At 73.3% G+C, this 24,923-nt stretch carries 28 protein-coding genes and 1 pseudogene; 12 read left to right on the top strand and 17 right to left on the bottom strand.

Annotated elements, in window-relative coordinates; all coding sequences use genetic code 11:
• Positions 1–280: 280 nt before the first annotated feature.
• Together ACIQKA_RS27065 and ACIQKA_RS27060 are read left to right on the top strand one after the other, a co-directional pair.
• On the top strand, positions 281–1,246 hold the full coding sequence (locus ACIQKA_RS27065) for an ATP-binding cassette domain-containing protein (RefSeq protein WP_383151765.1): 966 nt from the start codon (positions 281–283) through the stop codon (positions 1,244–1,246).
• Positions 1,239–1,994 (top strand): ABC transporter permease, encoded by a 756-nt coding sequence (locus ACIQKA_RS27060; protein ID WP_383151766.1) that lies wholly within the window; start codon positions 1,239–1,241, stop codon positions 1,992–1,994. Before ACIQKA_RS27065 ends, ACIQKA_RS27060 begins: the two co-directional genes overlap by 8 nt.
• Before the next feature lie 16 nt (positions 1,995–2,010).
• Here the strand turns inward: ACIQKA_RS27060 and ACIQKA_RS27055 are convergent, their stop codons facing one another.
• Positions 2,011–3,255 carry a GNAT family N-acetyltransferase gene (locus tag ACIQKA_RS27055; RefSeq protein ID WP_383431408.1) on the bottom strand — a complete coding sequence of 415 codons (1,245 nt, stop codon included), beginning with the start codon at positions 3,253–3,255 and terminating at the stop codon, positions 2,011–2,013.
• Between the two features lie 117 nt (positions 3,256–3,372).
• On the bottom strand, positions 3,373–3,972 hold the full coding sequence (locus tag ACIQKA_RS27050) for an ABC transporter substrate-binding protein (protein ID WP_383151768.1): 600 nt from the start codon (positions 3,970–3,972) through the stop codon (positions 3,373–3,375).
• 129 nt (positions 3,973–4,101) lie between these two features.
• Here ACIQKA_RS27050 and dtd point away from each other — a divergent pair, with 129 nt between their 5' ends.
• Positions 4,102–4,527: a D-aminoacyl-tRNA deacylase gene (gene dtd, locus ACIQKA_RS27045; RefSeq protein ID WP_383151769.1), complete on the top strand. Its 426-nt coding sequence runs from the start codon at positions 4,102–4,104 to the stop codon at positions 4,525–4,527.
• A 13-nt stretch (positions 4,528–4,540) separates the two neighbouring features.
• Here the strand turns inward: dtd and ACIQKA_RS27040 are convergent, their stop codons facing one another.
• From ACIQKA_RS27040 to ACIQKA_RS27015, 6 genes are all read right to left on the bottom strand, one after another.
• A complete protein-coding gene (locus ACIQKA_RS27040; RefSeq protein ID WP_383151770.1) occupies positions 4,541–5,521 on the bottom strand; it encodes a YgfZ/GcvT domain-containing protein in 981 nt (326 codons plus the stop codon).
• Between the two features lie 59 nt (positions 5,522–5,580).
• Entirely contained in the window at positions 5,581–6,027 is a 447-nt protein-coding gene (locus ACIQKA_RS27035; RefSeq protein ID WP_383431411.1) for a Fur family transcriptional regulator, read from the bottom strand.
• 62 nt (positions 6,028–6,089) lie between these two features.
• Positions 6,090–6,662 carry an FABP family protein gene (locus ACIQKA_RS27030; protein WP_383151771.1) on the bottom strand — a complete coding sequence of 191 codons (573 nt, stop codon included), beginning with the start codon at positions 6,660–6,662 and terminating at the stop codon, positions 6,090–6,092.
• A gap of 243 nt (positions 6,663–6,905) precedes the next feature.
• The gene (locus ACIQKA_RS27025) at positions 6,906–7,814 is read right to left on the bottom strand and encodes a hypothetical protein (RefSeq protein ID WP_391094263.1); all 909 of its coding nucleotides are present in this window, start codon (positions 7,812–7,814) and stop codon (positions 6,906–6,908) included.
• Entirely contained in the window at positions 7,811–8,635 is an 825-nt protein-coding gene (locus ACIQKA_RS27020) for a hypothetical protein (protein WP_402542661.1), read from the bottom strand. Before ACIQKA_RS27020 ends, ACIQKA_RS27025 begins: the two co-directional genes overlap by 4 nt.
• 17 nt (positions 8,636–8,652) lie before the next feature.
• The gene (locus ACIQKA_RS27015; RefSeq protein WP_402542659.1) at positions 8,653–9,543 is read right to left on the bottom strand and encodes a hypothetical protein; all 891 of its coding nucleotides are present in this window, start codon (positions 9,541–9,543) and stop codon (positions 8,653–8,655) included.
• 103 nt (positions 9,544–9,646) lie between these two features.
• Here ACIQKA_RS27015 and ACIQKA_RS27010 point away from each other — a divergent pair, with 103 nt between their 5' ends.
• Positions 9,647–10,009, top strand: a complete 363-nt coding sequence (locus ACIQKA_RS27010) for a DsrE family protein (protein ID WP_383151775.1) — start codon at positions 9,647–9,649, stop codon at positions 10,007–10,009.
• 81 nt (positions 10,010–10,090) lie between these two features.
• Here the strand turns inward: ACIQKA_RS27010 and ACIQKA_RS27005 are convergent, their stop codons facing one another.
• The 7 genes from ACIQKA_RS27005 to ACIQKA_RS26975 all read right to left on the bottom strand — a co-directional run bounded on the left by ACIQKA_RS27005 (position 10,091) and on the right by ACIQKA_RS26975 (position 14,573).
• Complete coding sequence (locus ACIQKA_RS27005; RefSeq protein WP_383151776.1) at positions 10,091–10,354, bottom strand: DUF3099 domain-containing protein; 264 nt, start codon at positions 10,352–10,354, stop codon at positions 10,091–10,093.
• Positions 10,355–10,458: 104 nt separating this feature from the next.
• The gene (locus ACIQKA_RS27000; RefSeq protein WP_030220952.1) at positions 10,459–10,746 is read right to left on the bottom strand and encodes a DUF1416 domain-containing protein; all 288 of its coding nucleotides are present in this window, start codon (positions 10,744–10,746) and stop codon (positions 10,459–10,461) included.
• A gap of 53 nt (positions 10,747–10,799) precedes the next feature.
• Positions 10,800–11,645 (bottom strand): sulfurtransferase, encoded by an 846-nt coding sequence (locus tag ACIQKA_RS26995; RefSeq protein ID WP_383151778.1) that lies wholly within the window; start codon positions 11,643–11,645, stop codon positions 10,800–10,802.
• A gap of 152 nt (positions 11,646–11,797) precedes the next feature.
• Positions 11,798–11,878 carry a putative leader peptide gene (locus ACIQKA_RS26990; protein WP_350497993.1) on the bottom strand — a complete coding sequence of 27 codons (81 nt, stop codon included), beginning with the start codon at positions 11,876–11,878 and terminating at the stop codon, positions 11,798–11,800.
• Between the two features lie 208 nt (positions 11,879–12,086).
• Positions 12,087–12,773, bottom strand: coding sequence for a DUF2993 domain-containing protein (locus tag ACIQKA_RS26985; RefSeq protein ID WP_383151779.1), 687 nt, complete (start codon positions 12,771–12,773; stop codon positions 12,087–12,089).
• Positions 12,774–12,885: 112 nt separating this feature from the next.
• Positions 12,886–14,307, bottom strand: coding sequence for a hypothetical protein (locus ACIQKA_RS26980; protein ID WP_402542657.1), 1,422 nt, complete (start codon positions 14,305–14,307; stop codon positions 12,886–12,888).
• An 11-nt stretch (positions 14,308–14,318) separates the two neighbouring features.
• A complete protein-coding gene (locus ACIQKA_RS26975; RefSeq protein WP_030220964.1) occupies positions 14,319–14,573 on the bottom strand; it encodes a MoaD/ThiS family protein in 255 nt (84 codons plus the stop codon).
• Positions 14,574–14,995: 422 nt separating this feature from the next.
• On the opposite strand from ACIQKA_RS26975, the gene ACIQKA_RS26970 reads away from it, so the two are divergent.
• The 5 genes from ACIQKA_RS26970 to ACIQKA_RS26950 all read left to right on the top strand — a co-directional run bounded on the left by ACIQKA_RS26970 (position 14,996) and on the right by ACIQKA_RS26950 (position 20,323).
• A complete protein-coding gene (locus tag ACIQKA_RS26970) occupies positions 14,996–15,823 on the top strand; it encodes a response regulator transcription factor (RefSeq protein WP_383431423.1) in 828 nt (275 codons plus the stop codon).
• Positions 15,824–15,847: 24 nt separating this feature from the next.
• Entirely contained in the window at positions 15,848–16,909 is a 1,062-nt protein-coding gene (locus tag ACIQKA_RS26965) for a LacI family DNA-binding transcriptional regulator (protein ID WP_383151782.1), read from the top strand.
• A gap of 104 nt (positions 16,910–17,013) precedes the next feature.
• Positions 17,014–18,096, top strand: coding sequence for a S1C family serine protease (locus ACIQKA_RS26960; RefSeq protein WP_383151783.1), 1,083 nt, complete (start codon positions 17,014–17,016; stop codon positions 18,094–18,096).
• A gap of 20 nt (positions 18,097–18,116) precedes the next feature.
• Entirely contained in the window at positions 18,117–18,854 is a 738-nt protein-coding gene (locus ACIQKA_RS26955) for a response regulator transcription factor (RefSeq protein ID WP_383431427.1), read from the top strand.
• Positions 18,855–18,871: 17 nt separating this feature from the next.
• The gene (locus tag ACIQKA_RS26950; protein ID WP_383431461.1) at positions 18,872–20,323 is read left to right on the top strand and encodes an ATP-binding protein; all 1,452 of its coding nucleotides are present in this window, start codon (positions 18,872–18,874) and stop codon (positions 20,321–20,323) included.
• Here the strand turns inward: ACIQKA_RS26950 and ACIQKA_RS26945 are convergent.
• Both ACIQKA_RS26945 and ACIQKA_RS26940 read right to left on the bottom strand, forming a co-directional pair.
• Complete coding sequence (locus tag ACIQKA_RS26945; protein ID WP_383151785.1) at positions 20,288–21,142, bottom strand: phosphatidylinositol-specific phospholipase C; 855 nt, start codon at positions 21,140–21,142, stop codon at positions 20,288–20,290. The two genes, ACIQKA_RS26950 and ACIQKA_RS26945, sit on opposite strands and share 36 nt — an antisense overlap.
• Before the next feature lie 152 nt (positions 21,143–21,294).
• The gene (locus ACIQKA_RS26940; protein ID WP_383151786.1) at positions 21,295–23,124 is read right to left on the bottom strand and encodes a bifunctional metallophosphatase/5'-nucleotidase; all 1,830 of its coding nucleotides are present in this window, start codon (positions 23,122–23,124) and stop codon (positions 21,295–21,297) included.
• Positions 23,125–23,280: 156 nt separating this feature from the next.
• Here ACIQKA_RS26940 and mshD point away from each other — a divergent pair, with 156 nt between their 5' ends.
• From mshD to ACIQKA_RS26925, 3 genes and pseudogenes are all read left to right on the top strand, one after another.
• A complete protein-coding gene (gene mshD / locus ACIQKA_RS26935) occupies positions 23,281–24,207 on the top strand; it encodes a mycothiol synthase (protein WP_391094255.1) in 927 nt (308 codons plus the stop codon).
• An 89-nt stretch (positions 24,208–24,296) separates the two neighbouring features.
• A complete protein-coding gene (locus ACIQKA_RS26930) occupies positions 24,297–24,686 on the top strand; it encodes a GntR family transcriptional regulator (RefSeq protein WP_383431433.1) in 390 nt (129 codons plus the stop codon).
• Positions 24,644–24,850, top strand: a pseudogene (locus ACIQKA_RS26925) (ATP-binding cassette domain-containing protein); the annotation flags it as partial. The gene ACIQKA_RS26930 and the pseudogene ACIQKA_RS26925, both read left to right, overlap by 43 nt.
• Between the last annotated feature and the right edge of the window lie 73 nt (positions 24,851–24,923).

Genomic DNA, 24,923 nt, shown 5'->3' with positions numbered 1-24,923 from the left:
TTCCGCCGTCCGCCATGACCTTCCGCCTCCGCACCTCGTGGACCCCGTCCCGCAGGACGCGCACGGCCCGCACGACGCGCACGGCCCGCTCCGCCCCTACGACGCGCACGGCCCACACCACCCGTACGACCCGTACGACACGCACCGCGCCCGCCGCCCGCAGGGCCCCGCGCTTGACGTCCATCCTAGTAATGCGTAACCCTTACACAGTAACGCGTAAGGCATACGCAGTACCGGCGCGGTGTTCCGCCGTGCCCTCCACGAGCCCAGGGAGCACGCCATGCCTCCGGCCATCGAAGCCACCGGCCTGACCAAGAGCCACGGCACCGTCCGCGTCCTCGACGCCCTCGACCTGCGGGTCGCCGAGGGCAGCGTCTTCGCCCTCCTCGGCCCCAACGGCGCCGGGAAGACCACCACCGTCCGCATCCTCGCCACCCTCGCCCGGCCCGACGCCGGCCACGCGCGCGTGGCCGGGCACGACATCGTCACCGAGCGCTCCCTGGTCCGCCGCGCGATCAGCCTCACCGGCCAGTACGCCGCCGTCGACGAGACCCAGACCGGCGCCGAGAACCTGCGGACCGCGGCCCGGCTCTCCGGGCTCTCCCGCCCCGCCGCCGCCCGCCGCACCGCCGAACTCCTCGAACGCTTCCGGCTCACCGAGGCCGGCGACCGCCTCACCAGGACCTACTCCGGCGGCATGCGCCGCCGCCTCGACCTCGCCGCCGGCCTCGTCCGCGACCCCGGCACCACCCGGGTGATGTTCCTCGACGAACCCACCACCGGCCTCGACCCGCGCAGCCGCCAGGAGCTGTGGGAGGCCGTCCGCGAGCTCTCCGCCGCCGGCACGACCGTCTTCCTCACCACCCAGTACCTGGAGGAGGCCGACCGGCTCGCCGACCTGATCACCGTCCTCGGCTCGGGCCGCACCCTGGCCACCGGCACCGCCGCCGAACTCAAGTCGCGCTACGCCGGGCACCGGCTCGACCTCGTCGCCCGGGACCGGGAGGCCCATCTGCGCCTCACGTCCGCCGCGGCCCCCGTCACGACCGACCCCGAGGCGCTCGCCCTCGGCGTCCCCACCGACGGCAGCGCCGCCCACGTCCGCGCACTCCTCGACGTCCTCGACCCGGAGCGCCGGGACATCGCCCGCTTCTCCCTCCACGCGGCCACGCTCGACGACGTCTTCCTCGCCCTCACCGACACCACCGCCCTCCCCCCGTACGACAAGGAGCCCAGCCGTGTCTGACGCCCTCTCCGCCGCGAGCGTCCTCGCCGGCCGCGGCATCCGGATCAGCCGCCGCAACCTCGACGCCGTCATCACCTCGATGATGCTGCCGATCATGCTGATGCTGGTCTTCGTCTACTTCTTCGGCGGAGCCATCGACACCGGCACCCGGTACGTGACCTACGTCGTCCCCGGCGTCCTCGTCCTCTGCGCCGGGTTCGGCGCGGCGAGCACCGCCGTCGGCGTCAGCGAGGACATGCGGCTCGGGGTCGTCGACCGCTTCCGCACGCTCGACGTCGGCGGCACGCCGTTCCTCGCCGGACACGTCGCCGCCACCGTCACCCGCAACGCGCTCTCCACCACCCTCGTGCTCGGCGCGGCCTTCGCCATCGGCTTCCGCCCGGCCGGGACCGCCGCCGGCTGGCTCGCGGCGATCGGACTGCTGCTCGCCTGGATCACCGCCGTCTCCTGGCTGTCGGCGGCGCTCGGACTCCTCACGAAGACGGCGGAGGCGGCCGGCGCCGTCACCTTCTTCATGATGTTCCTGCCGTACCCGAGCAGCGCGTTCGTCCCCATCGAGACCATGCCGAGCTGGCTGCACGGCTTCGCCGAGCACCAGCCGGTGACCCCGCTCATCGAGTCGATGCGCGGCCTGCTGCTCGACCGGCCGGCCGGTGACGCGCCGTGGATCGCGCTGGGCTGGTGCGCGGGCCTGCTGGCCCTGGCGCTCGCCGCCTCCGGCTTCCTCTTCCGCCTCCGGACCCGCTGACGTCCCCGGGAACGGCTCAGAAGATGTCGGGCGAGAACGGCCGCAGCGCGGTGCGGAACAGCAGGTCGGCGCGGGCCGCCGCGCCGGCCGTCGCCTCCTCGACGCGCCCGAGCCGGGCCAGCCGCACCGCCGACCGGTCGCCGAACGCCAGCGTCCCCAGCTCGGCGACGCCGAGGACGAGGTCGGCGGACGCGTCCGTACGGACGCAGGAGGCGCCCTCCGGCGAGGCGTCGAGGCGGAAGCGCCCGCCCGCCGGACCGTCCGCGTCCCGCACCTCCAGGACGAGCGAGTCCGCCACCGGGTACGCGCGGCCCTCCAGGAGCCGGACCACGTCCAGGACCCGCACCCACAGCATGTCCGCGTGGGACACCGTCCGCGCCGCGCGCGGGTCCGGCAGGAGCTCCGGCAGCGGGTCGTCGGGCGCGCGGTAACCGGAGCGGACGGTGGTCACCCAGTCGAGCGAGCAGAGGTAGAGCCACAGGGCGCGCTCGGCGGCCGGGGTGACGGCGACCAGGTCCCGCACGGTCGCGGTGTTCAGCGGCTGCTTGGTGTCGTCCCACTTGTCGTCGGTGCGGTACGACACGAACCCCTCGGGCTCGCCGGACGCCGACCGGTACACCGCGTAGTACGGCTCCGTCCACGGGTCGAGCTGGAAGCCGAGGCCGGTGCCCTGCGCCCAGTTGCGCCCGGTCCGGTCGGTGACCCCGGCCCTGACCCCGGCGAGCCGGCGGTGCAGCGCGGGCCCGATCTTGCGGATCTCGTCGCCGTCGCTCAGGTCGACGCGGCCGCCGTCCTCCGGGCGGCCCGAGCGGCGCGGGTCGAACCCGGCCCGCCGCAGGTCCACGCTCCACTCGGTGGTCCAGCTCGCCGGGCCGAAGCCGAAGCGGCCGTAGATCGGGTACTCGGCGGCGATCAGGGTCGCGATCGCGTCGCCCCGCTCCTTCGCGACGGCCAGGTCGGCGGCCATCATGCGGCTCAGCAGGCCCTGGCGCCGGTGCGTCGGCGAGACGGTCACCTGCGTGATCGCGTCGGCGGCGAGACCGCCCCCGCCGGGCGTGCTGACCTCCTGCCGGAACGAGCGGAAGGTGGCGACGATCCGGCCCCGGTCGAACGCCCCCAGGGTCCGCGCCAGGTCCGTGTGCGGCAGCCGGTCGGCCACGTCCCCGTCGGGCACGTCGGGCGGACGGAGGAAACCGGTGCGCAGGCCCCGCAGCCAGTCAGGGAACTCGGATTCCGTCACCGCGCGTACGTCGACAGTCATCCTCCGACCCTACGCAGGCCCCCGACGGGCCCGCACCGGGTTTTCGGGCGCCCCGGAAGCGCCCCGGAAGCGCCCCCGAAGCGCCTCGGACAAGGCGCCGAACCGCCCCGGAAGGCCTCAGGCCAGCAGGTCGTCGACCTGCGCCTCGCCCTCCCGGTACCGGCGGGCGATCTCCGCCCCGCAGTCGTCGGCCGTCCGCTGGAGCTGCTGCCGGCGCCGGGAGACCTGCTGCTCGTAGCCCGCGAGCCGGCCCATCCCCGCGTGCAGTTCGTCGTCCGTGCGGGCCGTCAGGTCCGAGAGCTCGACCTCGGACAGCATCTCGGCCGCGAGCCGCCGGTACTCCTCCCCGCGCGGCGTCGACAGCGTCACGTGCCGGGCCGAACTGCGGTGCCGGGAGGGCACGTCGGCGAGGATCTCCGAGAGCCGGTCGAGGACCGGCGCCTCCGGGTCGGTCCGGCGCGCCAGCTCGGCCCGCAGGATGTCGATCCGGCCCTGGAGCATCCGCCGCACGTAGCTCAGGTCGGCCTCGTCGCTCCGGGCGTCCCGGCGCAGCGCGCGCAGCTCGGGCAGCCTCAGCGTGCCGAGGTCCGGCTGCGCCCGGTCCGGCAGGGCGGGCTCGGAGGTCCGCTGCGCGGGCGGCCGCGTCACGGAGGAGCCGCCGGCCCGCGTCAGCGGTACGGGACCGGGCGGCGTGGGCCCGGTGCCAGGTGCACTCATGAGTTTCGTCCCCTCGACCGGTGCGGAGCCGCACCGCCTGACAGGCATGGTGCCACTCCCACCCGTGCACGTGCAGGCGCTCTGCACCCGTTCGGCCCCTCCCGCGTTCGGGTGGGTAGGTTGGTGCGCATGCGAGCAGTGGTGCAGAGGGTCGACGGCGCGCGCGTCGTCGTCGCAGGGGAGACCGTCGGTGAGATCGAGGGCGAGGGGCTGTGCGTCCTGGTCGGGGTGACCCATGACGACACCCCGGAGAAGGCCGCCCAATTGGCCAGAAAGCTCTGGTCCGTCCGGGTGCTGGACGACGAGAAGTCGTGCTCCGACGTGAACGCGCCGCTGCTCGTGATCTCCCAGTTCACCCTCTACGGAGACGCCCGCAAGGGCCGCCGGCCCACCTGGAACGCGGCCGCGCCCGGCCCGGTCGCCGAGCCCCTCGTGGACGAGGTCGTGCACCGGCTGCGCGAGCTGGGCGCGCACGTGGAGACGGGCCGCTTCGGAGCGGACATGCGCGTCTCGCTCACGAACCACGGCCCGTTCACGGTGATCGTCGAGGTCTGACCCCGGCCGGTCCCTACGGCTCGACGACGACCTCCTGGGCCGCCGCCGTCGTCCCGGCGACCAGGGGCGCGTCCACGGGAACGTTTCGCTTCACCAGGGCCAGGGCGATCGGACCCAGCTCGTGGTGGCGGACGGCGGTGGTCACGAAGCCGAGCTGGCGCCCCTCCTCGCCGTCGGAGGCGAGCCGGACGGGGGTGCCGTGGCCCGGCAGGAGCACCTCGCTGCCGTCCAGGTGCAGGAAGACCAGGCGGCGCGGCGGCTTGCCCAGGTTCTGCACCCGGGCGACGGTCTCCTGCCCCCGGTAGCAGCCCTTCTGGAGGTGGACGGCGCTGCCGATGAGGCCGATCTCGTGCGGGATGGTCCGGTGGTCGGTCTCGAAGCCGAGCCGCGGCCGGTGGGCCTCGACCCGCAGCGCCTCGTACGCGAGGATCCCGGCCGCCGGTCCGTGGGAGGCGGCGAAGGACTCCAGGTCCGCGCGGGGCAGGAAGAGGTCGCGGCCGTGCGGGGTCTCCCGTACGACGGCCCCCTCGGGCACCTCGGCGATGGAGCCGGCCGGGAGGTGGACGACCGCGGTGTCCCCGGTGCGGTCGGCGACCTCCACCCGGTAGAAGAACTTCATCGACTCCAGATAGGCGATCAGCTCGTCCCGCGTGTCCGGCTCGACGTGCGCCCACACCGTCTCGCCGTCGTCGACGAGGTAGAGGGCGTGCTCGATGTGCCCGTTCGCGGAGAGGACCAGCGCCTCGGTGGCCCGTCCGGCCGGCAGGTCGGTCATGTGCTGGGTGAGCAGCAGGTGCAGCCAGCTCAGCCGGTCGTCGCCGGAGACGGCGACGACGCCGCGGTGCGAGAGGTCGACGAAGCCCTCGCCCGCGGAGAGGGCGCGCTGCTCGCGGAACAGGTCGCCGTAGTGCGCGGCGACGCCCTCGTCGCGTCCTTCCGCGGCGACGGCGCCGGGCAGGGACAGCAGGGGGCTGGTCGTGGAATGTCGCTGCATGGGGGAAAGCCTACGACTCCGTGTCCAGGGGGTGCCGGGCCCGGGGCGCACGAGGGGTCCTACTCGCCCGCCGGGACCTCCTCGCGCTTCTTCGCGGCGCAGTCCCCGCACCGTCCGAAGATCGCGAAGTGCTTCATGTCCGTCTCGAAGCCGAAGGTCTCGCGGAGCTTCCCGGTGAACTCGGCCGCCACCTCGACGTCCGCCTCGATCACCCCGGAGCAGTCCCGGCAGACCAGGTGGAGGTGGTGGTGCCGGTCGGCGAGGTGGTACGTCGGGGCCCCGTGCCCCAGGTGCGCGTGGCTGACGAGCCCGAGCTCCTCCAGGAGCTCCAGGGTCCGGTACACGGTGGAGATGTTCACTCCGGAGGCCGTCCTGCGGACCTCGCAGAGGATGTCGTCGGGCGTCGCGTGCTCCAGCGCGTCGACGGCCTCCAGGACAAGCTGGCGCTGCGGCGTCAGCCGGTAGCCGCGCTGCCGCAGGTCGCTCTTCCAGTCGGTGCTCACCACGCCCCCCAGTGTAGGAGGGCGCGGCGCGCGACCCCAGGCCTTCGCCGGACGGAAGGGTCCGCTCAGCGGAAGAAGGCGATGCCGTCGTCCGGCATGTCGGGCAGGTTGCGGGCCATCTCCGCGACCTCCTCCGGGGTGACGACCTTCTTCAGGTGCGCCGACATGTACGGACGCAGCGGGACCTCGGGGGTCGCCTTCTCGCCCACCCACATCAGGTCGCTCTTGACGTAGCCGTACAGGCGCTTGCCGCCGCTGTACGGGCCCGAGGCGGCCGTACGGGCGACGGCGTCCGTCGCCAGGTCGATCTGCGGCTTCTGGTCGGCGAGCTCGCCGTACCAGATCTCGACGACGCCCTGGTCGCGGACCATGACGACCTCGACCTTGCGGTCCTTGTCGATCCGCCAGTAACCGCTCTCGCTCTCCAGCGGACGGACCTTGTTGCCCTCGTCGTCCAGGACCCAGGAGTGCGACTGGTACTCCAGGAAGTCCCGGCCGTCGTGGGCGAAGGTCACGGACTGGCCGAAGTTGCACTTCTCGGCGCCGGGGAAGTCGGAGACGCCCGCGCCCTCCCACGTGCCGAGCAGGAACGCGAGGGGGACGAGGTCCGGGTTGAGGTCGGACGGAATCTCGATCATGAGCAGCTCTGGCGTTCTCTAGAGGTGGATTACCGCTGGCCCTGGTACAGCTTCTTCACTGCCAGGCCCGTGAAGGCGAGCACGCCCACGCAGACCAGGACCAGCAGAGTTTCGAAGAAAAAGATCACGGGGTGCTCCTCGACTGAGGTGTGAAGGCGGAACGGGCCGGAGCCCAGCTTAGTGGCCTGGGGTCCGGCCCACTCGGTGAGGTGGGTCTCGGCGCGGGTCCCGCGCGGGGCGCGGTCAGCCGAGGAGCTGCGCCTGGAGGGCGACGGTCTGCTGGAAGGGGACGGTCGGGACGCCGCCCTTCCGGGTCTGGGTGACCACCCCGACCGTGTCCCCGGCCTGGATGTAGGCCCACCGGGTCTGCTCGGGGCCGTACGGCTCCGTCTCCGCGTAGGAGTAGAGGGAGAGGTGGGGCACCTCGACCTTCTGGACGGACGCGTCGATCTCCGCGGCCTCGACGCCGAGGGGCATCCTGGTGCTCTTGGAGACCCCCTCCATGGTCTCGTCCTTGAAGTCCTCCGCGAACGCCACCGACGCGAACCGCAGCAGGTGCACCCGGGTGGTCGTGCCGTCCGGCGTGGTCCAGCCGCGGGCGGTGACGTGCCGGAGCGCCGAGTCCGCCACGTACGCCCCCACCCCGGCCCGGTCCTTCTCGGGAAGGAGCGCGAGGTAGGGGTCGAGGCCGGTCCAGCCGCCGTTCGACTTCGGGTCGACGGTGGCGCCCGCCGGGGCGGGCAGCAGGAGCTTCCGCAGGTCGGCGTGGTGGATCTCGCCGTCGTTGCCCTCGGTCCACGGGCGCGGGGCGTCCTCGGGCAGCGCCGGGAGGGTGAGCTCCGGATAGTCCCAGCGGCCGTCGGACGCGGTCGCGAGACCGGGCACGTCGGTGCGCTCCAGGGCGGTGATGCCCAGGGCCGTACCGGCGCCGACGCCGCCGCAGACGAGCACGGCGGCGGTCCAGCGGGCGACGCCCCACAGGAGGGGCCGCCGTGACTTCTTCGGCGCGGGGGCGGTGCCCGCCTCGGGGGCGGGGCCGGGCGCGGGCTCCGTCGCGGGAACGGGCTCTGTCGCGGGCGCGGGTTCCGTCGCGGGCGCGGATGCGGGGACGGGCGGCGCGGGCGGCGCCGGCGTCAGGGCCTGCTCGGTCATACGTACTCCCCCGGGGACGCGATGTGGTCGAGCTGCTGCTTCAGGAGGTCCGCCACGCGCGCCCCGTCGAACGGCTTGGCGCCCACCGCCCTGAGGGTGACCATGACCTCGGAGTCGTACGCGAGGCAGATCATCTCCTCCAGCGCCAGGGCCTGCTCCTTCTTCCCCAGCTCGTCGTTGTCGGGCGCGGTGTGGCAGACGGCGTCGCGGTGGTCCTTGACCCCGGGTCCCTTCGGGAACTCCAGGAAGTCCATGACCTCCTTGCGCAGCCGGTAGCTCTCCTCGACCCGCTTCCTGTCCTTCATCCGCGCGATCTGGAAGGAGACGACGACGTCGCGGTCGGGGTCGGCGAAGGTGCGGACCGCGATGCCCCCGATGCCGAGCTTGTCGACCCGCTTCTCGAACTCCCGGCGCTTCTTCCCGGAGAGCCCCTTGCCCTCCTGCTTCACCAGCGCGGTGGCCTCCGCGGCGCCGAGTTCGCCGTCGTTCCCGTACAGCTCCTCGTCGGGGCCGAACTCGTACCCCTCCGGCAGCGGGAGGAGGAGCCCGCTCAGCGGGGTCCCGGCCCTGCCGCGCGCCAGGGCGGCGGCCGGGTCCTCGTCCCGCGCGGTCTTCTCCGGCGCGGCCCACACCTGCGTCGGCGCGGTGCGGTCGGCGGAGGAGACGGTCAGGGCGGTGTACGTGACGCCGCCGCCGATCAGGCCGAGGACGAGCACGGAGGGCAGGACGACGCCGAGGAGGGCCCGGCGGACGCCCTTCCGCCCCGGGGCCCCCGCCGACGGCTGCCGGTCCTCCGCCGCTTCGGTCACGGGTTCGGTCACGTCGTTGCGGTCCTCACTCACAGGCGCCCCAGCTGTCGCTCGGCCAGCGAACGGATGTCGTTCTCGGAGATCTTCTTCGTGTCCGTGACGAAGATCTCGACCGCGATGTCACCGCGGTGGAAGTAGGCCCTGGCCTGGTACGAGTCGAGGTGGCCGGCCTTCCGCCTCACGGGGAAGACGTAGTAGCGGCCGTTGGTCGAGCCCTTGAGCTCCCGGCCCTCGTTCCGGGCGTAGTCCTCGTCGGACATGTAGTCCTGCTGGTTCTCGACGTGCTCCTTCGCTCCGAGGACGTCGTTCGCGCGGTACTGGATCAGCCGGACGTCGACCCCGCGGTGCTCGCCCGTCGTCCAGGAGGCGACCGCGATCCGCCGGAGGCCCAGGTCCAGCTGGTCGTCGAGGGCCCCGGCCGGCCTGGTGAACATCGAGGTGAACGCGGACAGGTCCATCCAGCCGTCGGCGTCGGCGAACTCGGCGTTCCTCGCGCCGGCGGGCTTCGGCAGCAGCAGCTTCCGCAGGTCGCCCCGGGCCTTCGCCCGGAGGTCCTCCGACGCCGGGAGCGGCTTCGCCTTCTGCCCCTTCGGGAGCGGCTTCGGCTGGACGAGGCCCGGCTGGTTCAGCGGCGGAAGGGCGGTCGGTTCGCGCTGGGCCTGGACGCCGTAGCCGACGGCGGTGCCGCCGACGAGGCCGACGACGGCGGCGACGGCGATCAGCCCGGCGGTACGGAGGACGCGGCGGCGGGGCCGCGCGGCGGTCGCGGGCGCGGTGTCCGGCTCGGCCTCGGGCGCGGTGTCGGACGCGGGCGCGGCGCTCGTCCCGGCCTCCGGCGCGGGCGCGGTGCCGGCCGGAGCGTCCGGTTTCAGCGGCGGTGGCGCCGTTCCCCGGTCGGGGACGGTCGTTTCGTCGTTCAAGAGTCCCCCCACGAGACCTGAAGCACGGATTCCACAATCCGCGCACCCTCCTGACCCGTGAGGGGTGCAGGGGGTTGCGGTGGTCCGCATTACAGTTCGGTGTATGGCGAAGAAGCTCGTGATCAAGGTGACCGCCGGGGCCGACTCCCCCGAACGCTGCTCGCAGGCCTTCACGGTGGCCGCCGTGGCCGTCGCCAGCGGGGTCGAGGTGTCGCTCTGGCTGACCGGCGAGTCCGCCTGGTTCGCCCTCCCGGGCCGGGCCGCGGAGTTCGAACTCCCGCACGCCGCACCGCTGCCGGACCTGCTCGACTCGCTCCTGGCGGGCGGGCGCGTGACGCTCTGCACGCAGTGCGCGGCCCGTCGCGAGATCACGGAGAAGGACGTCCTGGACGGCGTCCGCATCGCCGGCGCGCAGGTCTTCGTCCAGGAGGCGACGGCGGACGGCGTGCAGGCCCTCGTCTACTGACGGACCTCAGCGCCTCCCGCGCCCCTTCCCGTCCGACGGCTCCCGGGCGGCGTCCCCGAGGCCCGGCCCGCCGCACGGGTCCTACCGCCCCCCGCGCCCCTTCCCGTCCAGCTCGTCCCACCACTCGTCCGACTTCGGGTCGCCCGACGGGTCGTCCCACCAGCGGTCCTCCGGGCCCCGGCGGTTCGCGACCATCGCGGCGACCGGGGGGATGACCATGGCGACGACGCACAGGGCGACGGCGGCCGGCGTCGAGAAGAGGCGCACGACGGCCCAGGCGCCCACGAAGAGCACGAGGCAGGCGCCCATCATCCAGAAGTAGACGCGGCGACGGCGTGCGTACACCCCTTCAGCCTACGTCCGGACAGACCGAAGGGCCGTGCCCCAAGTCCCGGAATGGCGTCCAACCCCCAGGAGGCACGGCCCTTCGGCCGGTAAGGCGTCGCGGATCAGACCGCGATGGCGACCTCCGCGAGACCGCCCTTCTGCGCCACGACCTTGCGGTCGGCGGTGCCGCCCGGCACCAGGGCGCGGACGGTCCAGGTGCCCTCGGCCGCGTAGAAGCGGAACTGTCCGGTGGCGGAGGTCGGGACCTCGGCCGTGAACTCGCCGGTCGAGTCCAGGAGGCGGACGTAACCGGTGACCGGCTCGCCGTCCTTGGTCACGAAGCCCTGGATGGTGGTCTCACCGGGCTTGATCGTCGAGGCGTCGGGGCCGCCGGGCTGCGCTCCACACATGCTGTTCTGTCCTTACGGTCGAGGGGTCCGGAGGAAGGGGAGGTCCGGAGGGGTTACTTGGCGGCGCCGAGCTCGATCGGCACGCCGACGAGGGAGCCGTACTCGGTCCACGAGCCGTCGTAGTTCTTGACGTTCGGGACCTCGAGGAGCTCGTGCAGGACGAACCACGTGAGCGCGGAGCGCTCGCCGATGCGGCAGTAGGCGATGGTGTCCTTCGCCAGGTCGACCCGCTCGTCCTCGTAGAGGGCCTTGAGCTCGTCGTCCGACTTGAACGTGCCGTCGTCGTTGGCATTCTTCGACCACGGGATGTTGCGGGCGCTCGGCACGTGGCCGGGGCGCTGCGACTGCTCCTGCGGGAGGTGCGCCGGGGCGAGCAGCTTGCCGGAGAACTCGTCGGGCGAGCGGACGTCGACCAGGTTCTGGGCGCCGATCGCGGCCACGACGTCGTCGCGGAAGGCGCGGATCGAGGCGTCCTGGGCCTTGGCCTTGTACGTGGTGGCCGGGCGGTTCGGGACCTCGGAGCCGTCGACCAGGTCGCGGGAGTCGAGCTCCCACTTCTTGCGGCCGCCGTCGAGGAGCTTGACGTCCTGGTGGCCGTAGAGCTTGAAGTACCAGTAGGCGTAGGAGGCGAACCAGTTGTTGTTGCCGCCGTAGAGCACGACCGTGGTGTCGTTCGCGATGCCCTTGGCCGAGAGGAGCTTCTCGAAGCCCTCCTGGTCGATGAAGTCGCGGCGGACCGGGTCCTGGAGGTCCTGGGTCCAGTCGATGCGGACGGCGTTGCGGATGTGGTTCTTCTCGTAGGCCGAGGTGTCCTCGTCGACCTCGACGAGGACGACCTGCGGGTTGTCGAGGTTGGCCTCGACCCAGTCCGCGTCGACCAGGACGTCGCTGCGAGCCATGCTGTTCTCCTCCGGGGCAGTGTGCGGCGGTGTGGTGCGGGGTGGTGCGGGTACGCGTCGGAAAGCGTGTGCACGACGGCGTACGGCTGCGCGGGATGTGGCCCCGACTTCGGTCGGCGGGCCGTGAGGGAGGGCGGGGTCGGACGTCCCGCTCAGACGGAGCGACAGAGCATGGCGGCGACGCGGCACAGGTCCACTGCCCGCCGCTTCGTGAGATCCGCCTGTCGCTTCATGGCCACGATCGTAGGGACGGACAGGCGGCCGTGTCACCGGCGTGTCGCATTTTGAGACGCGATCGTCCGAGATGCGAGACGTGATCACGGTACGGGGCGGCTCCGGGCGCCTCCGTACCGAGGCGTCCGGTTTCCCTTCTGCGGATCGGACGGCGCCGTCTCAGTATGTGACCAGCCGGTAGGGGCGAGGCCCCCGGCGGTCCCGGGCTCAGCCCGTCAGGGCCATGTCCTTGCCCGAGAGCGCGACCACCAGGCCCTCCGGGCGCGGCTCGACCTTCTCCACCCTCACCCCGGCGAGCACGTGGAGCGGGCGCTCGAAGTCGGTGCGGGCCCGGACCAGGTCCTCCACGCCCGGGATGCCCTCGCCGGGCACCTCGTCGGCGCGGAACCGGATCGTGTCGCCGTTCACCACGGACACCGTCGAGACGACCGTGCGGGTCAGCGTGCGGCCCAGGATCTCGACCCCGCCGGTGACCTTCACCTTGCCCTCGCCGCCGTAGGCGACGGTGGCCTCGCGCTCGGAGGCGGCGGCGAGGTCCGCGTAGGAGATGAGGGCCGTGCCGGTCGCGGAGCCCGCCTTCGCGCCCGTCCAGCCGCCGGCCACGGTCACGTCCCGCAGGACCATGTCCAGCTCGCCGACCCGGATCTGCCGGTCGCCCGCCCGCGCCTGGATGCCGGTCGCCCGCACGTCGACCCGGTCGAACCGGTCGGCCGCGACCTGGGTGAGGAAGGGGAAGCCCTTGATGTCGACCTCGATCGACTCGCTCCGGACGCCGGAGAGCCGCGTCCGGTCCGCCGCCTCCGACTCCGTGTACGCCGCGGCGAGGCGGTCGACCCCCACGAGGATCCCGCCGAGGACGACGGCCAGGATGAGCAGAATCCGCAGTGCTCGCATGGGCTGTGCGTCCCCCCGTGAAAGTGTTCGGCCCCCGACACGGAGATCGACGTGCCGGGGGTCCGGTTGGTTCCCGCGCCCGGACGGTCTCCGGGGCGCGTCGGGGTGCCGCTCAGCCCAGCGCGCGGCCCAGCAGGTACACGGCGGGCGCGGCGGCGGTCAGCGGCAGCGCGACGCCCGCGGTCATGTGGACGAACCGCGACGGGTAGTCGTAACTGGCCGCCCGCAGGCCGACCAGGGCGCAGACCCCGGCGCCGAGGCCGAGCAGCGCGCCGGACGCGCCCAGGTCGGTGAGGCCGCCGGCCGCGATCCCGGCGCCCGCCGAGGCGAGCAGCGCGGCGACCGCGGAGACCGGGCCGGGCAGCGGGAGCGCCTTCGCGAGGACGGCGGCGGCGACCGCGACCCCGCCGACCACCACGGCGTCGGGGGCCGCGCCGAGGTGCCCGGTGGCGATCACGGTCAGCGCCGCCGAGGCGACGGTGGCCATCAGGCCGTACATCCGCTCGTCCGGGTCCGCGTGGCTGCGGAGCTGGAGGACGAGGCAGAGCAGCACCCAGGCGCCGAGCGTGCCCAGGATCGCGGGGGCCGCGTTCTCCCGGCCGGCGGCGAGCAGGACGCCGTCGGCGACCAGGCCGCCGGCGAAGGCGAGGGCGATGCCCTGCCGGGCCGGCCACATGCCGTTGAGCCGGAACCAGCCGGCCGCGGTGAGGCCCTGGAGCAGGACGAGCGGGAGGAGCAGCCCGTAGGGGCCGAGGGCGGCGCCGCCGGCGAGCAGCAGGCCGAGGACCGCCGTCAGGGCGGCGGGCTGCGTGCCGGGCTCGATGATCGGCGAGCGGCCCTCGGCGCGGGCGCGCTGGGCGTCGGTGATCCGGGTGTTCCCGGAGGTGGTGGGCGAGGAGTAGGCGGGCCCGCCGTCGGCCGCGGGGGCCGGGGCCGGGGCCTGGGCCTGGCCGGCGGCCGGCGCCGGAGCGTGGACCGGGGCGGGGGCGGGCATCGGGGCCGCCTGCCGGGACTGCGGCGGGGACTGCCGGTACGCGTCCGCGTGCGCCTCCGGCGCCTGCTGCCCGTACGCCTGCGGCTGCGGGTACGACTGCGGCTGCGCCCCGTACCCCTGCGCCTGCGGGTACGGCTGCGGCTGCGGCTGCGCCTCGTACGCGTGCGGCTGCTGGTATGGCTGCGCCTGCGCCTCGTGCGCCGACGGCTGCGGCTGCGACTGCGATCCGTACGACTGCTGCTGCTGCGGCTGCGACCCGTACGACTGCTGCGCCTGCGCCTCGTACGCCGACGGCTGCCCGTACGCCTGCGCCTCGTACACCCCGTCCCCGTACGACTGCGGCGGCTGCTGCTGCCCGTACGGGTCGGGGGTCTGCGGCCGGGGCTGGACGGCCGGCTGGTACTGGGTGTCCCAGGTCTGGCCCTCCCACGTCTGCGTGACGTCGGGGCCCTGCTGCCCGCCCGCGTACGGGTCGTACGGCTGCTGCCCGCCCGCGTACGGGTCCGGCTGCTGTCCGCCGTGGTGCTGGTCGTTGCTCATTGCTCTGGGGTTCACCCTCCTGCGAACGGGGGGAGCACCTCGACCGTGCCGCCCTCGGCAAGCCGTACGGTCTCATGGCTCCGGGTGCCGACGGGGTCGCCGTCGACCAGGAACGAGCACCGCCGGAGGACCCGGACCAGCTCTCCCGGGTGCTTCGCCCGGACCGCGTCCAGGGCCTCGGCCAGGTGCTCGGCGGCGTACGGCTCCTCGGCGACACCGGCGGCCGCCTTGGCCGCGGCCCAGTAGCGGATGGTTCCCGCTGCCATAGCGGCGCTCCCTTCGTTCGTGTGCGCGCCGCTCCCCATGATGGGCCATGCGCGCGTGGGCCGGACCGGTGACCGCCGTCCCGGTGAACCGCCCCGACACGGCCGCCCCGCCCCCGCGCGACATGGCGGTCCGGGTGCGGGAAGTGAGCGAAGAGACATCCACGATGTGAAATCCGCCCTCTCCGCCGGAAGACATCTGGGCTATTCTGCTGGGCAGAGGATCCGGGCGACGCAGCCACCGGGTCCTTTTGCGTTTTCCGACCGTTGTTACGGACGGGTGAACAAAAGCTCTCAGGGCGCGAGAGCAGGCAGTGATCCGTACGAAGCAGTGCACGTCCTCGCAGGGACCGAGGAGGAACCGACCTTATGGGCGAGCGAACCGAGCACGATCGCATGACCACGACCGGGGCAGGTGGTGGGCGATGAGTTCACTGCTCCTCCTGACCAACGCCCTCCAGCCGTCGACCGAGGTGCTGCCCGCACTCGGCCTGCTGCTGCACAACGTCCGGGTGGCCCCGGCCGAGGGCCCGGCCCTCGTGGACACCCCCGGCGCGGACGTGATCCTCGTCGACGGCCGGCGCGACCTCCCGCAGGTCCGCTCGCTCTGCCAGCTGCTGCGGTCCACCGGGCCCGGCTGCCCGCTGATCCTCGTCGTCACCGAGGGCGGCCTCGCGGCCGTCACCGCCGACTGGGGCATCGACGACGTCCTCCTCGACACGGCGGGCCCGGCCGAGGTCGAGGCCCGGCTGCGGCTCGCCATGGGCCGCCAGCAGATCGTCTCCGACGACTCCCCGATGGAGATCCGCAACGGCGACCTGTCGGTCGACGAGGCGACGTACAGCGCGAAGCTCAAGGGCCGGGTCCTGGACCTGACCTTCAAGGAGTTCGAGCTGCTCAAGTACCTCGCCCAGCACCCGGGCCGGGTCTTCACCCGCGCGCAGCTCCTCCAGGAGGTGTGGGGGTACGACTACTTCGGCGGCACCCGTACGGTCGACGTCCACGTGCGGCGGCTGCGGGCGAAGCTCGGCCCCGAACACGAGTCCCTCATCGGCACCGTCCGCAACGTCGGCTACCGCTTCGTCACCCCCGAGAAGGTGGAGCGGGCGGCCGAGGAGGCCCGTGCCAAGGAGGAGGCGCGCGCCAAGGAGGGCACGCGCGCGGCCGCCCGCGTCAAGGGCGCCGCGGAGGACGCCACCCCACCGGGGGACAGGAACGTGGCAGATGCCACAGCGCGACCTGCCGGTAGGTAGGTCCCCCCGCGTAGACTGCCGCGCGTGGCCAAGGTGACGCGGGATGACGTAGCTCGACTGGCGGGTACTTCGACCGCGGTCGTGAGCTACGTCATCAACAACGGACCCAGGCCGGTCGCCCCGGCCACGCGCGAGCGTGTCCTCGCCGCCATCAAGGAGCTGGGCTACCGCCCCGACCGGGTGGCCCAGGCGATGGCGTCCCGGCGCACCGACCTCATAGGCATGATCGTCCCGGACGCGCGCCAGCCCTTCTTCGCGGAGATGGCGCACGCGGTCGAGCAGGCCGCCGCCGAGCGCGGCAAGATGGTCCTGGTCGGGAACTCCGACTACCGGACCGAGCGCGAGATCCACTACCTGCGCGCCTTCCTCGGGATGCGGGTCTCCGGTCTGATCCTGGTCAGCCAGGGCATGAGCGAGCAGGCCGCGAGCGAGATCGAGGCCTGGGACGCGCGCGTGGTGCTGCTGCACGAGCGGCCCGAGGCGATCGACGACGTGGCCGTCGTCACCGACGACATCGGCGGCGCCCAGCTCGTCACCCGCCACCTCCTGGAGCACGGCCACCCGTACGTGGCGTGCCTCGGCGGCGTCCCGAACACCCCGGCCGTGGGCGACCCGGTCGCCGACCACGTCGAGGGCTGGCGGCGGGCCATGGCCGAGGCGGGCCGCTCCACCGAGGGCCGGCTCTTCGAGGCGCCGTACAACCGCTACGACGCCTACCAGGTGGCCCTGAAGCTGCTCGCGGGCCCGGACAGGCCGCCGGCCATCTTCTGCTCCACCGACGACCAGGCCTTCGGCGTGCTGCGGGCGGCGCGCGAGCTGCGGATCGAGGTGCCGACCGAGCTGGCGGTCGCGGGCTTCGACGACGTGAAGGAGGCGGCGCTCACCGACCCGCCGCTGACCACGGTGCACTCGGACCGCCCGGCGATGGCCCGGGCGGCCGTCGACCTGGTCCTCGACGACTCGCTGCGGGTGGCGGGCTCGCGCCGCGAGCGGGTGAGGCTCTTCCCGTCGACCCTGATCGTGCGCCGCTCCTGCGGCTGCGACGGGGGCGGACCGGACCTGGCGCGGCTCTCGACCCCGCGCTGAGCCCCCGGCCGCCGCACGGTCCTTTACATCGGGCATACGGGCTTCTGTCGGGCTTCTCAGCCGCTCCTCAGACGCCTCTCATGTACGGCTCCGAGAGTCTTCCCATGACGGATCACCAGGAGCAGCCGCAGCAGCCCTACTACCCGCCGAGGCCGCCGTACGAGCCGGGCCGGGCCCCGTACGAGCCGTTCACCACCGAGCACGGCACCACGATCTGGCCGTCCGGCGGCCACGGCGGCCACGTCCCGCCGCCGGCGGACCCGGCGCCCGCCGCCACCGCCGCCGTCCCGGGGCCCCGCCGCCGCGCCGGGCGCGGGGTCGGGCTCGTGGCGGCCGTGGCCATCGCGGCCGCCGCGGTCGGCGGCGGCACGGCGACGCTGGTCCAGCGGCTCGCCGCCGACCCGGCGGCGTCCTCCGCCTCCGCCCCCGTGGCCGGCACGAACGTGGCGGCGCGCGGCAGCGGCACGGTCGCCGGGGTCGCCGCCGCCGTCTCCCCCTCCATCGTGGAGATCTCCGCCGCCTCGAACTCCGGCAGGTCCACCGGCTCGGGCGTGATCATCACCTCGGACGGCGAGGTCGTCACCAACAACCACGTGATCTCCGGCGCCTCCGAGATCACCGTGCGGCTGGCCGACGGCAGCACCTATCCGGCCGAGGTCGTCGGCACGGACCCCGACAAGGACCTGGCGCTGATCGAGCTGAAGGGCGCCTCCGGCCTCAAGGCCGCCTCGCTCGGCAGCTCGAAGGACGTGAAGGTCGGTGACGAGGTCGTGGCCATCGGCTCCCCCGAGGGGCTGACCGGGACCGTCACCAGCGGCATCGTCTCCGCCCTCGACCGGGACGTGACCGTCGCCAAGGACGAGGACCAGGGGCAGGGGCAGGGGCGGCAGCAGTACGACCCCCGGCAGGGGTGGCCGTTCGAGTTCGGCGGACAGCAGTTCAACGGCGACACGGGCTCGTCGAAGACCACGTACAAGGCGCTCCAGACCGACGCCTCGCTCAATCCGGGGAATTCCGGCGGTGCGCTGATCAATATGAACGGCGAGATCATCGGAATCAATTCGGCCATGTACGCGCCCAGTTCTTCGAACGGCTCCACGGCCGGGAGCGTCGGACTCGGATTCGCGATCCCGGTCGACACCGTGAAGGCCGACCTGGACGGACTCCGCTCGGGCGGCGGCAACTGAACACGTGGGACGCTGCCCCCATGACGGGACAGCAGACGGGACAGCAGAACGAAGCCGAGCGGATCCTCGTCGTCGACGACGAGCCCGCCGTACGGGAGGCCCTGCGCCGCAGCCTCGCCTTCGAGGGGTACGCGACGCGGGAGGCCGTCGACGGGCTCGACGCGCTCGCCGCCGTGGAGTCGTACGCCCCCGACCTCGTCGTCCTCGACGTGCAGATGCCCCGCATGGACGGCCTGACGGCGGCCCGGCGGATCCGGGCGTCCGGCTCGACCGTGCCGATCCTGATGCTCACCGCCCGCGACACCGTCGGCGACCGGGTCACCGGGCTCGACGCGGGCGCGGACGACTACCTGGTGAAGCCCTTCGAGCTGGACGAGCTGTTCGCCCGCATCCGGGCCCTGCTGCGCCGCAGCTCATACGCGACGGCGGCGTCCGCCGCGCCGGACGACGACGTCCTCTCCTTCGAGGACCTGCGGATGAACCTGGCCACCCGCGAGGTGACCCGGGGCGGCCGGACCGTGGAGCTGACGCGGACCGAGTTCACGCTCCTGGAGATGTTCCTGGCGCACCCGCGCCAGGTGCTGACCCGCGAGCAGATCCTCAAGGCCGTGTGGGGCTTCGACTTCGAGCCGAGCTCGAACTCGCTCGACGTGTACGTGATGTACCTGCGGCGCAAGACGGAGGCGGGCGGCGAGCCGCGCCTGGTCCACACGGTGCGGGGCGTGGGGTACGCGCTGCGCGGAGGGGGCGGGGAGTGACGGCGCCCCCTCCGCCCGTGCCCGCCGCCCGGCCCGGACCCCGTTTCCGCCCGCTGGCCTGGTTCCGCTCCCGGCCGCTGCGCTCCCGGCTCGCCCTGCTGACCGCCGTCGCGGTGGCGCTCGCGGTGGCGGCGGTGTCGCTGGCGTGCTGGTTCGTGACGCGGGAGCAGCTGGAGACCGAGCTGGACTCCTCGCTGAGCTCCACCCGGGTGGAGCCGGGCGGGGTGCAGAACATCCTGTCGTCCTGCCGCCAGGGCATCCCGCCGCTGCCGGTGGTGGGCTCGTACACGGTGCAGGTGGTCTTCGCCGACGGGAGCGCGTGCACCTCGGGGGAGGCCGCCATCCCCGTCGGACGCGACGACCTCGCGGTGGCGCGGGGCCGGCTGGAGAACGCGCTGCACACGGTGAGGGACGACGCCGGGCGCGAGATGCGCGTCTACACCTATCCGCAGGGGGAACAGCCCGGTCTCGCGGTCTCCCTCGCCCGGCCCCTCTCCGAGATCGACAACTCGATGTCCACGCTGCGCTGGGTGCTGCTCCTGGTCTCCGGGATCGGGGTCGTCGGTGCGGGCGCGGCCGGGCTGTGGGTGGCGCGGACCGGTCTGGAGCCGGTGAACCGGCTGACCGGCGCCGTCGAGCACGTGGCGGCGACCGAGGACCTGACGGTCCGCATCCCGGTGGAGGGCGAGGACGAGATCGCCCGTCTGTCGCGCTCGTTCAACGCGATGACGGCGGCGCTCGCGACCTCCCGGGACCTCCAGGCGCGGCTGATCGCGGACGCGGGGCACGAGCTGCGGACGCCGCTGACCTCGCTGCGCACGAACGTCGAACTCCTCGCGCGGAGCGAGGAGACGGGCCGGGCGATCCCGCCGGAGGACCGGCGGGCCCTGATGGCCTCGGTGAAGGCGCAGATGACGGAGCTGGCGTCGCTGATCGGGGACCTCCAGGAGCTGGCCAGGCCGGACGCGGGGCGGTCGGGCCCCCTCGGGGTGGTGCCGCTGCACACGGTGCTGCGGGCGGCCCTGGACCGGGCGCGGCTGCGCGGCCCGGAGCTGGCCTTCGTGACGGACCTGGCGCCCTGGTACGTGCGGGCGGAGCCGGCGGCGCTCGAACGGGCCCTGGTGAACGTCCTGGACAACGCGGTGAAGTTCTCGCCGCCCCGGGGCACGGTCGAGGTGACCCTGATGCGGGGCGAGCTGACGGTCCGGGACCACGGTCCGGGCATCCCGGCGGACGAGCTGCCGCACGTCTTCGACCGCTTCTGGCGCTCGCCGTCGGCCCGCAGCCTGCCGGGTTCGGGCCTGGGCCTGTCGATCGTGGCGCGCACGGTCCGGCAGGCGGGCGGCACGGTCGCGCTGGCCCCGGCGGAGGGCGGCGGGACGGTGGCGACGGTCCGGCTGCCGGGGGCGCCGACACCGCCGCCGGGCGGGGCCTCAGTTGTGCCGGAGGAGGGCCTCGACCAGTCCTGACCGGGTGTTCGGGAAGTCCATGGGGACGATCCCGAGCCCGGTCCGGCCGGCCAGTTCGGCGCCGTCGAGGAAGCCGTGGACGCGGGGGTTGAGCCGGTCGGAGTTCCAGCGGGGCGGGAGGTACGCGGAGGTGCTGACGAAGTTGACGTGGAGCCGTCCCGGCCGGGCCACGGCGGCCCGGAAGTGGTCCTGGACCTTCGGGTACTTGGCGTCGGGCAGCGCGTTCCAGTCGTCCTGGAGGGCGATCTGCGACCCGTCCCACCACTTCAGGCCGGGCAGTCCGCCGTTGTCGGCGATGAGGACGACCTTCCCGCGGGCCTCGCCGAGGAGCGGCAGCCGGTCGCCGATCCGGAAGAGGGGACGCCAGCCGCGCCCGTCGAGGTAGTCGTCGAAGACGGCCCGGAAGGCGGCGTCGGACTCCTCGGAGTACTCCTGCTTGACCCGCATGAGGACGGTCTCGGAGGGGTGGGCGGCGAGGAAGTCCCGGCAGGCGATCAGCACGTCGCCGAACATCATGTTCTGGTACGAGGCGCCGTGGTGGATCGCGAACGAGCCGCCGGTCACCCGGCAGCGCACGTCCAGGAAGCGGATGCCGCCGTCCAACTGCTGGGCGATCGTGGTGTTCTGGCACTCGCTCCAGGGCCCGCCGAACCGGGCGCCGGAGTCGTGCGTGCCGGGGATGGTGAGCCGGGTCAGTTCGGTGCCGTCCCCGTGCGCGGCCATCCACGCCCGCACGTCCACGGCCGAGGCGGGGGGCGCCCCGACGAGCAGGGCGGCACCGGCGGCCGCGGCGCCCACGAGGAATCGTCGTCGCTCCATGGCACCGCACTATGACAGGTTCACTTCAAACACCGCCAGGGTGCGGCACGGGGGAAACGCGGAGGGGCGGCGGCCGGGGACGGAGGGCGGCGACGGCCGGGGGCGCGGAGGGGCGGCGGCCCGCCGAAACGGTCCGCCGCCCCCCGTGCGCGCTACTTGACGACCGTGATGCGGTCCGCCGCCGGCGTCGGCAGCGGTGCGGAGGCCGAGGAGTGGGCCGCCAGGTAGGCGGTGAACATGTCCAGGTCGGACGCGCCGACCAGCTTGTTCCTGTGCTCCTTCAGGACGGCGAAGCCGTCGCCGCCGCCGGACAGGAACTCGTTCATCGCGACCCGGTAGGTCTTCGCCGGGTCGATCGGCTCGCCGTTCAGCCGGACCGAGGAGACCACGACCCGGTCGGCGCCGGCCTTCGTCATGTCCAGGGTGTACGTGAAGCCCTTCGACACCTGGAGGATCTTCGGGGACGCCAGGTTGGCGCCGCTGACCTGCTGCTGGAGCGTGGTGAGGAGCTGGGCGCCGGTCAGGTCGACCGCCGTCATCATGTTGGTGAACGGCTGGACGGTGTACGCCTCGCCGTAGGTCACGACCCCGTCGCCCTCGGCGCCGGACGCCTTGTGGGTCAGGGGCGCGCGGATGCCGCCCGGGTTCATCAGGGCGAGCTGCGCGCCGCCCTTGTCGGCCGGGGCCATGCCCTCCAGCTGCGCGTCCGCGATCAGGTCGCCCAGCGGCTTCTCGTACGCGTCGGCCGGGTTCTCGATGTCGGCGGCTATGTGGCCGACGGGGCGGTTGGCGATCGGCGCGGCCAGGGTCTTCCAGCGGTCGATCAGCCCGGTCATGTCGCGGGCCGGCTTCACGTCACGGGTGACGACGTGGTTGGCGGAGGCGACGGCCGTGCGGACGATGTCGTTCGTGCGCCGGTCGTAGGTCAGCGTCGTGTCGGTGTAGAGCCGGCCGAAGGAGGCCGCCGAGGTGACCGTGCGCGGCTTGCCCGCCGGGTCCGGGATCGTGCACGCGTACGCCTGGTGGGTGTGGCCGGTGACCAGGGCGTCGACCTGCGGGCTGACGTTCTTGGCGATGTCGACGATCGGGCCGGAGATGCCGTTGCCGGGGCCCGGGCTGTCGCAGTCGTAGTTGTACGCGCCCGAGGCGGGCAGGCCGCCCTCGTGGAGCAGGGCGACGATCGACTTCACGCCCTTGCGCTCCAGCACCTTGGCGTACTTGTTGATCGTCTCGACCTCGTCGCCGAACTTCAGGCCCTTGATGCCCTCGGCGGACACGATGTTCGCCGTGCCTTCGAGGGTGACGCCGATGAAGCCGATCTTGACGCCGTTGCGCTCCCAGACGAAGTACGGGTCGAGCAGCGGCCTGCCGCTCTTCTCGTTCGTCACGTTGGCCGCGAGGTAGGGGAAGTCCGCGCCGCGGAACTTCCGGCCCTTCTCGAAACAGCCCTCGGTCGGGTGACAGCCGCCGTTCTGGATGCGGGCCAGCTCGCGCGCGCCCTCGTCGAACTCGTGGTTGCCGACCGAGGTGACGTCGAGGTCGAGCCCGTTCAGCGCCTCGATGGTCGGCTCGTCGTGGAAGAGGCCGGAGACCAGCGGCGAGGCGCCGATCATGTCGCCCGCGGCGGCGGTGATCGAGTACGGGTTGCCCTCGCGGGCCTGCCGCAGGTGCGTGGCGAGGTACTCGACGCCGCCGACGCCCTCGACGGTCTCGGACGTGCCGTCCGGCTTCAGGCGGGTGAGCCGGCCCGACGAGCCGGTCGGCGGCTCCAGGTTGCCGTGCAGGTCGTTGAAGGAGAGCAGCTGGACGTCGACCAGGCGGCCCTTCCCCTTGTCGTGCCCGTGGCCGTGTCCGCCGCCGAACCGGTCGCCGGCCGCGCCGGCCGACGGCATCGCGGCGACGAGCGCCCCGACCGTCACGAGCCCGGCCCCCGCGGCGAGGATCCGCCGCGCCGTCCTGTTCTTCCTGGGTGTCGCTGCCATCTGCCCTCTGTTCCTTCTGCACCACTACGGGACGCACTTCCCGTATGCCGGTGCAGCCTAGGGTCAACGCGCGTAGCACAACAGGGGGTAGCGGATTACAAGACGGTTGCCGCCCGCTTTCCGCCGGGCGGCGGCGGGCCGCCGTAGGCTCGTGCCATGACTTCCGACGCGGCGCCGGCCCTCGAACCCGGACGGCAGATCCACACGTACGACGAGCTCACGCCCGAGCAGGTCCGGGACGTAGGAGAGCTCCTGGAGGCCGCCGACCGGGCGGACGGGATGCACGCCGTGTCCGAGCAGGGGCGGCTCTACCTGCGCAACGGCCGGCGCGAGGGGGTGCGGCACTTCCTGCTGACCGTCGGCCCCCGGCTCTACGGCTACGCCCAGCTGGAGGAGACCGACCCGATCGAGGCCCCCGCCGCCGAGTTGGTCGTCCACCCCGACCGGCGCGGGCTCGGGCACGGCCGAGCGCTCGGCACCGCCCTGCTCGACGCCTCCGGCAAGCGGCTGCGCGTCTGGGCGCACGGCGGCAAGCCGGCCGCCCGGCACCTCGCCCAGGTCCTCGGCCTGACCCTCTTCCGCGAACTGCGCCAGCTGCGGCGGTCCCTGGTGCCGCTCGACCTGCCCGAGCCGGTGCTGCCCGAGGGCGTCACCGTCCGCGCCTTCGTCCCCGGCCAGGACGACGCGGCCTGGCTCGCCGTCAACGCCGCCGCCTTCGCCCACCACCCCGAGCAGGGCTCCCTCACCCAGCGGGACCTGGACGACCGGGCCGCCGAGCCGTGGTTCGACCCGAAGGGCTTCTTCCTCGCGGAGAAGGACGGGCGGCTCGTCGGCTTCCACTGGACGAAGACGCACGCCGAGGAGCGGCTCGGCGAGGTGTACGTGGTCGGCATCCTGCCCGAGGCCCAGGGCGGCGGCCTCGGCAAGGCGCTGACCGCGATCGGCCTGCGGCACCTGGCGGCGCAGGGGCTGCCGACGGCGATGCTGTACGTGGACGGGGACAACTCGGCGGCGGTGCGGGTGTACGAGGGGCTCGGCTTCGCCACGCACGAGGTGGACCTGATGTACCGCACGGAGTCGTAGGCACTCGCTTCCGGGGGGCGGTTGACACCGCCCCCTTCTCTCCACCACCCTTTCACTACTTGATTAGTGAAAGGGTGGTGGAAGGGAACGTGCTCGAATACCGCATCGACCGGCGCAGCGGCGTCGCCACCTACCTCCAGATCGTCCAGCAGACGAAACAGGCCCTCCGCATGGGCCTCCTGGAACCCGGCGACCGGCTGCCCACCGCGCGCGAGGTCGTCGAGGCGACCGCCATCAACCCCAACACGGTCCTCAAGGCCTACCGCGAACTCGAACGCGAAGGCCTCGTCGAGGCCCGCCGCGGCCTCGGCACCTTCGTCCGCGCCACCCTCGGCACCGGCCCCGCCGACTCGCCCCTGCGCGGCGAACTCGCCGACTGGGCACGCCGGGCGCGGGCCGCGGGACTCGAACGGGACGACGTGGCGGCGCTCTTCACATCCGTACTGAAGGAACACTTCGAGGGGGACGACGAACGATGACCGAGGACACCGCCCTGAGAGCGGACCTCCTGGGCATGAGGTACGGCGGACGCAGAGGCGGCCGGGCCCTGCGGGAGTGCGACTTCGCCCTCCCCCGGGGACGGATCTGCGCCCTCGTCGGCCCCAACGGCGCCGGCAAGTCCACCCTCCTCGCCCTCGCCGCCCTCGCCGGCTACGCCGCCTTCCGCGTCCTGCGCGCCCGGCACCCGTAACCCTCCGTACACGGAAGAGGGGCGC

Source organism: Streptomyces sp. NPDC092045, assembly GCF_044756005.1.
Classification (GTDB): domain Bacteria; phylum Actinomycetota; class Actinomycetes; order Streptomycetales; family Streptomycetaceae; genus Streptomyces.
The sequence above is the reverse complement of the archived record's forward strand: the minus strand, read 5'-3'. Positions and strand labels throughout refer to the sequence as shown.

Excerpts from the sequence above, each read along its gene's own strand:
- ACIQKA_RS27065 (WP_383151765.1), top strand. The coding sequence starts at position 281 with ATGCCTCCGGCCATCGAAGCCACCGGCCTGACCAAGAGCCACGGCACC.
- ACIQKA_RS27055 (WP_383431408.1), bottom strand. The coding sequence starts at position 3,255 with ATGACTGTCGACGTACGCGCGGTGACGGAATCCGAGTTCCCTGACTGG.
- ACIQKA_RS27050 (WP_383151768.1), bottom strand. The coding sequence starts at position 3,972 with ATGAGTGCACCTGGCACCGGGCCCACGCCGCCCGGTCCCGTACCGCTG.
- dtd (WP_383151769.1), top strand. The coding sequence starts at position 4,102 with ATGCGAGCAGTGGTGCAGAGGGTCGACGGCGCGCGCGTCGTCGTCGCA.
- ACIQKA_RS27040 (WP_383151770.1), bottom strand. The coding sequence starts at position 5,521 with ATGCAGCGACATTCCACGACCAGCCCCCTGCTGTCCCTGCCCGGCGCC.
- ACIQKA_RS27030 (WP_383151771.1), bottom strand. The coding sequence starts at position 6,662 with ATGATCGAGATTCCGTCCGACCTCAACCCGGACCTCGTCCCCCTCGCG.
- ACIQKA_RS27025 (WP_391094263.1), bottom strand. The coding sequence starts at position 7,814 with ATGACCGAGCAGGCCCTGACGCCGGCGCCGCCCGCGCCGCCCGTCCCC.
- ACIQKA_RS27010 (WP_383151775.1), top strand. The coding sequence starts at position 9,647 with ATGGCGAAGAAGCTCGTGATCAAGGTGACCGCCGGGGCCGACTCCCCC.
- ACIQKA_RS27000 (WP_030220952.1), bottom strand. The coding sequence starts at position 10,746 with ATGTGTGGAGCGCAGCCCGGCGGCCCCGACGCCTCGACGATCAAGCCC.
- ACIQKA_RS26995 (WP_383151778.1), bottom strand. The coding sequence starts at position 11,645 with ATGGCTCGCAGCGACGTCCTGGTCGACGCGGACTGGGTCGAGGCCAAC.
- ACIQKA_RS26990 (WP_350497993.1), bottom strand. The coding sequence starts at position 11,878 with ATGAAGCGACAGGCGGATCTCACGAAGCGGCGGGCAGTGGACCTGTGC.
- ACIQKA_RS26985 (WP_383151779.1), bottom strand. The coding sequence starts at position 12,773 with ATGCGAGCACTGCGGATTCTGCTCATCCTGGCCGTCGTCCTCGGCGGG.
- ACIQKA_RS26980 (WP_402542657.1), bottom strand. The coding sequence starts at position 14,307 with ATGAGCAACGACCAGCACCACGGCGGACAGCAGCCGGACCCGTACGCG.
- ACIQKA_RS26975 (WP_030220964.1), bottom strand. The coding sequence starts at position 14,573 with ATGGCAGCGGGAACCATCCGCTACTGGGCCGCGGCCAAGGCGGCCGCC.
- ACIQKA_RS26970 (WP_383431423.1), top strand. The coding sequence starts at position 14,996 with ATGAGTTCACTGCTCCTCCTGACCAACGCCCTCCAGCCGTCGACCGAG.
- ACIQKA_RS26960 (WP_383151783.1), top strand. The coding sequence starts at position 17,014 with ATGACGGATCACCAGGAGCAGCCGCAGCAGCCCTACTACCCGCCGAGG.
- ACIQKA_RS26955 (WP_383431427.1), top strand. The coding sequence starts at position 18,117 with ATGACGGGACAGCAGACGGGACAGCAGAACGAAGCCGAGCGGATCCTC.
- ACIQKA_RS26945 (WP_383151785.1), bottom strand. The coding sequence starts at position 21,142 with ATGGAGCGACGACGATTCCTCGTGGGCGCCGCGGCCGCCGGTGCCGCC.
- ACIQKA_RS26940 (WP_383151786.1), bottom strand. The coding sequence starts at position 23,124 with ATGGCAGCGACACCCAGGAAGAACAGGACGGCGCGGCGGATCCTCGCC.
- mshD (WP_391094255.1), top strand. The coding sequence starts at position 23,281 with ATGACTTCCGACGCGGCGCCGGCCCTCGAACCCGGACGGCAGATCCAC.